Genomic DNA, 11,028 nt, shown 5'->3' on the forward strand with positions numbered 1-11,028 from the left:
ACCACATGATCCCTCGTCTGGGGCCCTATGACCGGAAAGGGATCCGGCTCTCGATTACCGGAACGGTTTCGTGGCCGTGGGACCGAAGCAACTCGAGTACACCAACGCGTGCCTCCTCCGGGTAAGGCGTCGGTCCGACGACTACTCCCGTGATCGGAAGATCAGCCATTGGCTCGGGCTCGTCTTCAAGCCCTTGCGAACGATCCTCCGGGATCCCGAGTTCGACGTACGGGATCATCCCGTACCTGCCCGGGCGGTGCTTGAGGTGCATGAGGTCGACGTGAATACCTGTCCCGCACACGATGCGCATCTCTGCTTCGTCTCGGAATGCCGGATTCTTGAAGGTCGGAAGCACCTTTGCAGCATCCGCTATGGCATCAAGCTCGTGCCGGTCCATTTCACGGCTCTCGGCGCGGGCTAGAGCGGTGGCCTCGATCCCGCGAAGTGCTGCATAGGCCGACTTGTACTGCTCTGCGGGGTCGTACACGGCCGGGGTCCACGCGAAATCCGCGGATCCGTTGGCTGCGAGCTCACGCACCAGCTGCCTGCTCTCCTCGCCGTGGTAGCCCACGGCGCCGATCATCTTCTCGGTGATCCGTCGTTGGCGCCGCATCAAGAGCGGCTTGGTGCCGTCGAGAGCCACAGCGAACCCGACCTCGCTTGTGTAGTTCCGCCACATGGTCAGGCTGTCCGGCAGCCTGGAGGCGCAGGCAATGAACGTTCTGTACCGGTCGTTCCTCAAGGCGGCCTGGACCATATAGCTGAAGTTCTCCCGAATGTGCGGGTCCACTTCTCCGGCGTGCGTCTCGAGCAGTTTGTCGAATACGGCCTTCCCCGTGTGCATCTCCTGGGAGTCATTCATGAAGGCCATCGCGCTGGCCCACAGGACCTTGCCTCCGACCAGGCCGGCGAGTCCGGCCGCTGTCGTGTAATGCCAAACAGTCCCGACTGGCCACGCTTCCTCCGAAACCAAATCTGTGCCCGCGTTGAAAGTGGGATTGTGGGGAAGCGCCATGACGAAAGACTAGGCAGGACTCGGCCTGATCATCCATCGACCACCATGAGGCTACTGGTCGGCGGATTCCTCTGGGGCTATTTTCAGCCGCTCGAGGGTGGCGCGGAGAGCGTCGCGTGCGTCAGTGGTGTCGATAATGCCCTCGATGTCCTCGAGCGCCCGTATGGCGGCGTTGAGGTGGACTGCGGCTGAGGCGAGGTGCGCGCGTGCTGTGAGGATGTCGTCGTCTGCGGGCTCTGGGGTCGGGTTTTCGCTCATATCGTGAGTGTGCCTCCTCGGCTTGCGGATTCGGACATTGGGCTCTGATAACCGGGGATATCAGGCCGGCGGCCGCTGTGAGTGCGAGCAGCACCACCCAACTCTGCCCGCGGAACCCGCGGCGAGCTTGAAGGCCGGTTACACCGCGAAGGCCTCACCACAAAGCAGGCAGAAGAACGGGCCCCGCGCTTCATCCGGGACTTTCACCGGCTCCCATGGATGGCATGGCGGGGCGACAATCACCATGTCATCGGGTTCGACCAGAGGGTCCGGCTGCGCTGGCTGGGCCGAGCGGTTCACCTCCAGCCTCAGGTGATCGCTTCGCACGGCCTTGAACGCATCGGCGAGGATGTCGCCCGCCGACGCCGCCAGGACGCCCTGCTGGTACTCGATCTGGGCCTGTGTCCACCAGGAATCCAACGCCGCGGAGCGGCCGCACAGCGGGCACCAGTGGACTGGGGGATAGACGATCCCCTCCGGGGCGTCGGCCGTCGGGCCGTGGTGCCACTTGAACTCCCTCTGGCAGTTGGGACATTCCCTGCGGAGGAAGCCGTCGGCGTCGAGCGGGAGCTCCATGGCGATCTCCACGACTACTGTCCTACCGCGTCGAGGTAGATGTCCTGCTCGAAGGGCTCGCCGCCCTCGAGACGGCCGACCACGCGCAGCTCGAACTGGTTCGGAGCATTCCCCCCGAGCGTCCTGTTGGTCGTCCAGGCGCGCACGGTGAAGGACTTGCCGACGGGGAGCTTGGCGACGGGCTCATCGTGGCCGTGCAGCTGGATGCGGTCGCTGAGCTCCTCTGGGACCTCGAGCTGGACGTCGTGGATCGGCACGCCGCCGTTGTTGGTGACCTTGACCTGGTCGACCGACGATCCGCTCCTGGCGTACCAGTGCCCGTCCACGTGGGGGCCGGTCCTGTCGCGGGAGGGCACGCGCTTCCCCATGGGGAGGCCGTTCCCAGGCTTCGGGGGAGGCGTGAAGTCCCCGGCGGACATCCAGTCGGCCCCCGAGATGTCCGCGGGGCATCCCGCGGTCTTCAGCCTCTCTGCGAGTGACTTGCGCCGCTGGGGCGTGTTGTCCATCCGGACCGCGTGGCGTCCCCCCACGTCGCTGAACGGCCGCAGGTCTCCCATCTCCACCAGGACGGTCCGGTCCGCGTTGCGGCCCATGGCCATGCCCGCCTCGAAGAGGACGTTCGGCCGGGCCTGCCCGCGCGGCTCGAGGTCGGGGTCTTCGTCGTGGGCGTATTCGCTGCGGATGTAGGCGATGTCGTCCGGCGTGAGCAGGACGACGATGGCCTGGGCGTCCTCGAATGCGACGTCGAGCACCTCGCCGATGTAGGGCGAGGCCTTGCCCGTCAGGGCCATCGCCTGGTCCCACTCGAGTGGCTTCAGCCCGATCGAGCGGAGGAAGGCGAACATGGCATCCCGCGCTGCTGCGTTCCTGCCGTGGACGACGAAGACCCGCTCGGGAGTCTCGCCCGCCAAAGTAGCTGCCATCGCAGCTGCCCCCTATCTGCGCTCTGCCCCCATGGCTTCGCACAAGCGACAGTGTAGGTCTCCGTGCCGACACCCCAAGTTGGTTATCCACAGGCAACAGCCTCAGCACGAGACCCGTCTTTTGCACCAGCACGAGTTGCATCCGCTGAGCGCGACTTCGGGCGTGCAAGGCATCGGACACTGTCGTCTACGCGGCCGCCGGCTCGATCGGAGCGGACTGGGCCGACTCGCTCCTGAACTGAGGGCACATTTCCGGCCCTCCGGGATGTCCACGAAGCCATTCGGGCCGTCCAATCCGAGCTTGAAATCCGTCCAAATCGACCCGATCTGACGTTGCACGCCGTCAAAGGTGGTACACCCCAACACGCCCCTGACCTGCGGAAACTCTGGGCTGTCTCACCCTGTCTCACCTGCGGGTTTCAAAGGTGGTACAACAGGTGACTAGGCTCTGACCTGCGGAAACATCCGAAATCAGGGCCTCCTGTACCACCTGTACCACCTTTGCCGGACCATACCCCCGTACAACATGCGCCTGTGCGCGCGCACGCGCGTGCGCGCGCGAAGCTCCGATGTCAAGAGGCCTTCCTCGAAAGTCCATGGAACTCGTCTGTCCGAAACCGGCCCGGCCCCGAACCTTGGGTAGCGACTGACCCAGACGACGGAGGGACTCGAGGAATGCTGGCGATCGCCGAGCTGCACGACACGCCGGTTGGTTCAAGTCGCCGGATCTTGGTTCAACTTCGGGATAGCTTGAGGGCATGTCCTCGACTGATCGCAGCTTCGGTAACCGCCAGGCGCAGACGATCCGTCTGCCTGAAGATCACTTCGACTACTACGACGGGCTCGCAGCAGCGGAGAACCTATCGTTCAGCGACTGGCTCACCAAGGAGCTGGCAAACGGTAGAGGGCTGCCGGTGCCTGACTACGTCGGCCGTCAGCGTCGTCGCAAGCGGGCACGGGAGCTCTCCCGGAGCAAAGACGTCTCCGAGTACTCCGAGGAGGACCTCAAGAGCGCTTAAAGAGAACCAGCTGCCTGGCCGGGCAGCTGGTTCTCAAAAGGTAGGGATTCGAGCCGAAGTTTGGCGACAGAGACTCGATCCGGTTATTGACGCTATCTCGCGAGAGCAGGGGCCCTGTGCTCGTCGAGACGAAAGGAGCTTTGCTCTGCTCATGAGTATAGCCAAGATGCTGCATCTTGGTGGTGCTGAGGCATTCGGCGTGTCTACCTACTTTCGCGGTGGGGGGTGCGCGTGAGCTCGTCATCACCCGAGCCGATTCTGCGCTCGTCCCTTGACCGCGTGATCCGCGCGCTCGAGGGCATGGGCTACCCGACGAAGCGCTCCGACCGGTTCATGACGCTGTGCCCGCTGCACGAGGACAAGACCCCCTCGATGCACGTGACGTGGCACAGCGGCAAGGTCATGCTGTACTGCTTCGCCTGTTCCCAGGGCGGTGCGGCGACGTACGAGGACCTCGCCCACGCCCTCGGGCTCGAGCCGTCCGACCTGTTCGACGCACCGCTGCCGCCGAAGACGGAGTGGTCCGGGCGCAGAGCCTCGGTCGTGCAGCTGAAGAAGCCCGAGCGGCCTGCCCCTCTGCCGCCGGTGCTGGCGCTGGAAGCGGCAGAGCCCGCCACGGCCCAGGAGCCGCGCCACCGGTGGGCCAAGACAGCCGTGTACGCGTACGTCGACGAGGACGGGGCGCTGGTCCAGGAGGTCGTGCGCGAGCAGTGCACGGTCAAGGCGCACCCCGCCAAGCGGTTCAAGCAGGCCTTCATCGACCCGGCAACGGGGAACAGGGTCCACGAGAAGCCCAAGGGCTTCGTCGGGGTGCCCTACCGACTCCCAGAGGTGGTCGACGGGATCCGGGCCAAGCGCACGGTTTGGCTCGTCGAGGGCGAGAAGGACGCCGACACGGCCGCCTCCGAGGGCCTGGTCGCGACCACGAACGCCCAAGGCTCTGGAGCCTTCCCAGAGGAGCTGCTGAACTGGTTCCTCGTCCCCGACGAGAACGGCGAGATCATCCCGGCCCACGTCCGCCTGGTAGCAGACCGGGACAAGGCCGGCTACAACCGTGTGGCCGCCCTGTACCCCCAGCTGGTCGCGCTCGGGGTCAAGGCCTCGATCGTGCTGCCGGCGACGCAGGACCCGAAGAGCGACCTCACAGACCATTTCGAGGCCGGCTACGGCACCGGAGACTTCGTCGAAATCTCGCTCTCGACCGCGCAGATGCTCGCCCAGCTCGAGGACGTCCGCGACGCAAGACACAAGCAGGTCGAGAAGGCGCTGGGACAGGCCGAGGCCCGCGAGGCCCTCGCCCAGCGGGGCGACGCCGTCGAGGAGAACCGTGCAGCGGCCCAGGCATGGGCGAAAGAGGCCGTGCGGCGCCTCGGGCGGGTGCGCGAGCTCGCCCAGCTCCCCGACACGGTCCGGGAGGCCGACCGCGAGCTCGCCGAGGAGATCACCACGCTCCGGGACGGCGCGTTCGCCGCCGTCCGGCACCTCCACGAGTCCCTCGGCCTCGCGGTCCCGTCCTCCCTCCAGAGCTCGAGGGCGGACGACGTCGTCCCGCTGGGCGCCTCCACATCGGCGTTCAACCCCGGGGTACTGGCCAACGACCCCGACCCGGGACAGCCCAACAGTGCCCCGTCGTTCTCCGTGCGCCGCGGCGAGACCGTGAAGGTCACGTACAAGTGGGACGAGAGCTCGGAGGAGTACAAGCCGAAGTACGAGACCGTGCTCCGCTGCTGGGCGCAGGTCATGGACCGGTTCACCGAGGACAGCCACTCCGAGGACCCCGAGGCCATGCGGCCCTCGCTGGGCATGCGCGTGAAGTTCTCCCGGTGGCACCGCGACGAGAGCGGCAAGCCTGTCCGGAACCCCGACGGCACGTACCAGACGGACGTGGAGACCGTGATCTGGGACGCCGAGACGATCCAGAAGGGCCGCTGGGTCGACGAGATCCCCTGGTTCGGCTCCGCTGCGCTCCCCACCACCAGCCGGCGCGGCAAGGACGCAGCCCTCGACGGCATCCTCCAGGCCGTGCCCGGCCCCGCCACGAAGACACCCAAGTTCACCGTGACCGGATGGCGGCAGGACCCCACCGGCGACTGGCGGTTCATCCACTCCACCGGCGCAATCACAGCCCAGGGGAGCGAACCCGCCGACGTGGCCCTGCCGGACTCCCTCGCGGTCTACTCCATGCCCGAGCCCACCTCAGACGCCCGGGCCCTGAGGAAGGCCTGGGACGAGGGCATCATGCCCCTGCTCGAGAAGCTGCCGGCCCGGGTCATCGTGCCACTGTTGGGCTTCGCCTGCGAATCGGTCTTCGCCGACCGGCTCAAGACCGTCCTGCACCTCCAGGGCGGCCGGTCCTCCTACAAGACCGCCGTCGCCGGCCTCGCGCTCCAGCTCTTCGCCCCCGGCATCCACTTCCGCGGCCGCCGCGAGATCGTCTCAGGCGCCAACTCCGGCGGCACGACCCTCGGCGTCTTCCGCACGATCTCGCTCGCTGCCAACCTCCCGGTGCTGGTGGACGACTTCGCACCCGACGGGGACCCCAAGCGTGCCCAGCGCAAGCTCGGCGACGTCGCCCGCATCAACTACAACGGCACGCTCCGCGCCGCAGGCAACGTCAGGGGCACGATCAACAACGACCGGCCCCTGCGGGCCGGCGTGATCACCACCGGCGAGCTCGGCGCCGACGACTCGGCCGAGACCCGCCTCCTGACCGTCCCGCTTGGCCCCGGGGACATCGTCGACGCCCAGCACATCCTGCCCCGCCTCGAGACCTCGGCCGCGCGCCAGGCCCGATCGCTCATCGGCTCCTCCCTGATCCAGCACCTCGCGACGACGATGGACGACGAGCTCGCCGAGCGGACCCTCTGGCAGAACAACCCCGACCTCCCGGGCAACCCCTACCAGTACTGGGTCGAGGCCGTGAAGACCCTCCCGCATGACGAGAGCCTCCTCGGCCGGTTCTCCGACGCAGGCCAGTGGTGCTCCCATGGCCTGCGCCTGCTGCTGCGGATGCTCGTCAGCCGCGGCGCGCTCGCCGCCGAGGAAGCCCGGGACGTGCTGCGCTTCGCCGACGAGGCGATCTACGAGGCCCTCTCCCTCCAGAACGACGTCGCGGGCGACTCCGCGCACCGCCTCGTCTCCTACCTCCGCGACGCCATGGCCTCCGGCGAAGCGCACCTGAGCGGAGTCGACGGGGACGAACCGGCCGACCCGATGCGCGCCGGGTGGGCCTCGAGGGGGCAGGGCATGGACGGCTACCGCATGTGGAACCCCCAGGGGACCAGGATAGGCGCCGTCGACGACACCACCGTGTACCTGATCCCCTCCGTCGTCATGGGCGTGGCGAACACTATGGCCTCCCGCGCCGACGCAACCTTCGGCGAATCCACTGTCTCGATCAGCTCGGCGATGCTCTCCCACGGGTGGATCACCCGCGACAGTGCCGGGAAGCACGCCACCCAGAAGCGGCTGGCCGGCAAAAAGATCCGTGTCTGGGCCATCCCCGCGTCTGTCCTCTTCGGCGACGACGAGGACGAACGCCCCACAGGGCACACCGGAAGCGACAGCCCCGTCCCATCGCCCCCGCCCCTGTTCCCCGGCACAGGGCCTGCCGACGGCGGCACCGACCCCGACAACCCCCAGGAGCGCGGAATGCCCCAGAGGACCTTCGTCGACGTCACCGGCGAGACCGTCGTGATGGATGTCCTGAGCCCCTACGAGCCATGCGTGCTGTGCGAACAGATCGCTGCGGGGGCGATCGAAGGCACTCCCATGCACGAGCGCTGCTGGAACCGCGCCATGGAGGAGATGACGGTCGGCCACGCCCGATTCGCCGCGAGGTTGAGCGCCGCCCAGCAGGCCGCACCGGCACCGGTGGCTGCCCAGACGCCTCAACCGGCCCCTGCGGCTCCAGAGCCCGCTCAGGCGGCCGCAGCGCCCCCGGCAACCCAACAGGCGCCCACGGCCGCTGAAACGGCTCCCGCGCCCCCCTCGGGCCCCGTGGACGAGCCCCCGGCGGCGGCCGCGGACCCCGACAAGGAGGATGAGTCGCCCCAGCTGCCCAAGTTCGCCGCCTCGTGCGCCGTGCTCGACGTCGACGGGGTCTACATGCCCGACGGGACCGTGCGAGAACTCGAGGCTGCGCCCGAGCACATTGGCCAGCTCGCCGACCTCGCGGCCGGGATCGGGCTGGGAACGATCGTGCGCAAGGCCAAGAACCGTGCAGGGATCTGGCGCTACAAGGCCGAGCCCGGAGTCATCTTCGTCACCCCGGAGGCCACCATGCGGCTGTTCGGCATGGACGGGGAGCTCGAGCAGGACCAGCTCAAGCGCACCGCACAGCTCAAGCAGGCAACAGCAGGCCACCCGTTCCTGGCCCTGGCCCTCGAGGATGGCTGGCAGATGTCCGCCAAGGGCGAGCACATCACCGGCACCATGCGGCTGTGGGGCAAGGGAGACCAGCGGAGGGCATTCGTCTCCTTCCTTCCGATGCTCGGCGACGACGCGCTCCCGGCGCTCGTCGACATCGCCAAGAGGGGCAAGCCGAAGCCGGCGAAGGCCGCCGTCGTGGCACGGCGCTTCGAGGCCTTCGCCTCAGCGCTCCAGTACCCCTATCAGGTCAGCGCCACCTCAACCGGGCTGAACCTCCTCTCCGAGACCCGCAAGGACCGCACCGAGACCCTCAAGGCCTACGACGCAGTCCCGCCCGCCACGATCCCGGGTCTCGTGCTCGACCACAACTGGTCCCGCAAGCCGACCGAGGACGAGGCCGGGCATGAGTTCGTCCACGTGTGGGACCGTGGCGCAAGCTACCTCGCGGCTGCGGACACCACCTTCGGCATCGGGCCGGCCACCCATATCGACGGTCCCACGAAGTTCGACCGCAAGACCCCCGGGTACTGGCTCGTCGACGTCCCCGAGCGGGCAGAGTGGCTCTACCCCTCGATCTTCAACCCCGCCGGCGTGCACATCGCGGGCCCCAAGTGGTACGTGACCGAGACGCTGGCCTTCGCCGAGGAGCTCGGCTACGAGATCCGCCCGCTCGAGGCCTGGATCTGGAACCAGTCCGGGAGGATCTTCTCCGCGTGGGCCAAGCGCATCATCGACGCCCGCACCGCCCTGGACACCCCCGACCGCGATGAGCAGGCCGCCCGGGACATCGTCAAGAACCTCTACGTCCGCACGCTCGGCATGATGGGCAGCCACGACCACCACGCCGGCCGCACGGCCTATGCCCCCGAGCGCTACGACATGATCAAAGGCCGGGCCGGGGCTAACATCCTCCGGCGGATCGTGAAGATCGGCGAGGACTTCGGCCGGTGGCCGGTGGCCGTCTGGACCGATGCGATCGCCTACACCTCCTCCGACCCCGACCCGGTCACCGCATGGCCCGGAGACCCGAAACACCTCGGACGGGGCGCGGGCCAGTACAAGCACCTCGGATTCGCGAGAATTTCCGAGATCGGGAAATTCCTCACCGGCCGTGGATTCGAAAAGGAAGCAGCGATGAAGCTGCTCGGCCCTGACTCGCTGAAGTAGGAGAAAGATCAAAATGTACGGCGACCCGAATCCACCCAGCGCCGACGAACGCCGCACCACATTCTTCGCAGCCATCACGGGCCACGAGCACGCCGAGGTCAGCGGAAAATCGACGAATGTAGGCGAAATGCTCCGAACGGCCTATTCCCGCCCGGACGGGACCGTCGATACCAGGGCAGCGTCGAAGGCGCTCAAAGTCAGCCAGCGCACCGTCCAGAGGTGGGTCAAGGGCACCCAGGCCCCGAAGGGGGAGAACCTCTCCAAACTCCAGAAGGGCAGCCGGAAGGCGGCCACAACGAAGGCCGGCAGGGCCCAGGCAGTCCAGAAGCAGAAGAAATCAGCTTTCGCCCAGAAGGGCGCCAAGCTCACCATCCGAGGAAACCAGGGAGTGCCCGGGACAAACGTCCTCGGTCAGACCTACAAGCGTTTCAGGAATGCCAGCCTGCAGCTCACCCCGCAGGAGTACCAGGACCTCCTCGATGCCTACGCCGAAGGCGGGGACTCGGGGATCCACGCCTACCTCGAATCCGAGTTCAGCGCGAAGTACGGTGCCGGAGCGTGGGAGATGACCTACATCAGCGAGATCAACTTCTCAGAGATCTAGGAAAACCGGATCGCCCAGCAGGGGCGTTCCAGCGCAGGCAAGGACCGCGCTGGAACGCCCCTGCAACTTCTTGACACCGGTCACCGACTTCAAATCCCGTGGGACGGAAACCCGCCAGCCCTCGTACGCCTCGAGCACCTCGAACTTCTCCACGGCCGCGAGGAAGTAATTGTCGAAGATCCTCCGCCGCACAATTCGGCCACCGCCGGCACCGCCCGTCGAGCGCTGATGGGTTGTCTCACTGAGCCGGCCGACCCGCGGGATCCATACACCCAAAGCCGGCAGCCAGACCAAGTAGAGGACATGGGGCTCATCGAGGCCACGGGCCCGCCAGTCGGTCGCCTTGACCCCCTTGAGGCCGAGCGTCCTGGCCGCCTCCTGCGCGATGCCCAGCTGCACACGCTCCTGCTCGAGCTGCCCGGCGCCAACCCCGACCACGGAACTCAGCCACACCGCCCTCTTGTGCGGCAGCCCGTCCCGGATCCAGCGGGCAACAGTGGCCTCCTGGACCTTCAGCGAACCCGCGGCCGCCGAGAACACCAGACGGCCCGGGGAATCCGTGCTGTAGGCATCCGCGCCCATCGCCAGCGCAGTCTCGAGCGCCCGCCCGCCCTGGACCCACGAAGTCGCATCCCCGATCTCCCTGAACGGCTCGTCCCCCCGCTCCGGAGCCTCGCCGAGGAGCTCAGGAATCCCCATCGTCACCAGCCGCCTTCGGAGGCCGGCCGGCCTTCCGCCGGGACTTCATATAGGCCTCGATGTCAGCGCGCGAATAGATCGTGACCTTCTGGAAACGCGGCTGCGGGAAGTTCTCGTACATTCCACCGCCCCCCTTCCGCGCCTGATACGAAGCCTGGGCAACAGTAGTCGGCTTCAGACCCAAAAGCTCCGCAACCTCATCGGTCGTAAGCCAGTCCCTGCCCAATTCATCCGTCACAGCCAACACCTTTCCTGAAACCGGCCAGCACTCGGGGCCAATTTTACAGCCAAAACGCCATGAAACACAGACAGGTTTTTAGAATGTCAATCACAAACAAGCATCGAATCGGCCAAGAGCCCCAGACCCCGTTCGTGCCGGGCCAAGGGCCCGGCACG

At 67.0% G+C, this 11,028-nt stretch carries 9 protein-coding genes; 3 read left to right on the plus strand and 6 right to left on the minus strand.

Translation table 11 applies throughout. The features are described 5' to 3' along the window. Positions 1-25: 25 nt before the first annotated feature. From SPF06_RS21575 to SPF06_RS21590, 4 genes are all read right to left on the minus strand, one after another. A complete protein-coding gene (locus SPF06_RS21575; protein ID WP_323281224.1) occupies positions 26-1,015 on the minus strand; it encodes a hypothetical protein in 990 nt (329 codons plus the stop codon). Between the two features lie 51 nt (positions 1,016-1,066). Then, on the minus strand, positions 1,067-1,273 hold the full coding sequence (locus tag SPF06_RS21580; protein WP_323281225.1) for a hypothetical protein: 207 nt from the start codon (positions 1,271-1,273) through the stop codon (positions 1,067-1,069). 138 nt (positions 1,274-1,411) lie between these two features. Beyond that, positions 1,412-1,861, minus strand: a complete 450-nt coding sequence (locus SPF06_RS21585; RefSeq protein WP_323281226.1) for a hypothetical protein — start codon at positions 1,859-1,861, stop codon at positions 1,412-1,414. 2 nt (positions 1,862-1,863) lie between these two features. Next, positions 1,864-2,772 (minus strand): nucleotide-binding protein, encoded by a 909-nt coding sequence (locus SPF06_RS21590; RefSeq protein ID WP_323281227.1) that lies wholly within the window; start codon positions 2,770-2,772, stop codon positions 1,864-1,866. A 758-nt stretch (positions 2,773-3,530) separates the two neighbouring features. Between SPF06_RS21590 and SPF06_RS21595 the strand changes: the two genes are divergently transcribed. From SPF06_RS21595 to SPF06_RS21605, 3 genes are all read left to right on the plus strand, one after another. Then, a complete protein-coding gene (locus SPF06_RS21595; protein WP_323281228.1) occupies positions 3,531-3,791 on the plus strand; it encodes a hypothetical protein in 261 nt (86 codons plus the stop codon). Positions 3,792-4,022: 231 nt separating this feature from the next. Next, on the plus strand, positions 4,023-9,329 hold the full coding sequence (locus SPF06_RS21600) for a CHC2 zinc finger domain-containing protein (protein WP_323281229.1): 5,307 nt from the start codon (positions 4,023-4,025) through the stop codon (positions 9,327-9,329). A gap of 13 nt (positions 9,330-9,342) precedes the next feature. Next, entirely contained in the window at positions 9,343-9,933 is a 591-nt protein-coding gene (locus SPF06_RS21605) for an XRE family transcriptional regulator (RefSeq protein ID WP_323281230.1), read from the plus strand. Here SPF06_RS21605 and SPF06_RS21610 read toward each other — a convergent pair. Both SPF06_RS21610 and SPF06_RS21615 read right to left on the minus strand, forming a co-directional pair. After that, positions 9,922-10,632 carry a hypothetical protein gene (locus SPF06_RS21610; protein WP_323281231.1) on the minus strand — a complete coding sequence of 237 codons (711 nt, stop codon included), beginning with the start codon at positions 10,630-10,632 and terminating at the stop codon, positions 9,922-9,924. The genes SPF06_RS21605 and SPF06_RS21610 overlap by 12 nt on opposite strands. Continuing rightward, the gene (locus tag SPF06_RS21615) at positions 10,619-10,870 is read right to left on the minus strand and encodes a helix-turn-helix domain-containing protein (protein WP_323281232.1); all 252 of its coding nucleotides are present in this window, start codon (positions 10,868-10,870) and stop codon (positions 10,619-10,621) included. Before SPF06_RS21615 ends, SPF06_RS21610 begins: the two co-directional genes overlap by 14 nt. Between the last annotated feature and the right edge of the window lie 158 nt (positions 10,871-11,028).

Origin of the sequence: Sinomonas terricola (genome assembly GCF_034931225.1) — a bacterium.
Taxonomy (GTDB): domain Bacteria; phylum Actinomycetota; class Actinomycetes; order Actinomycetales; family Micrococcaceae; genus Sinomonas; species Sinomonas terricola.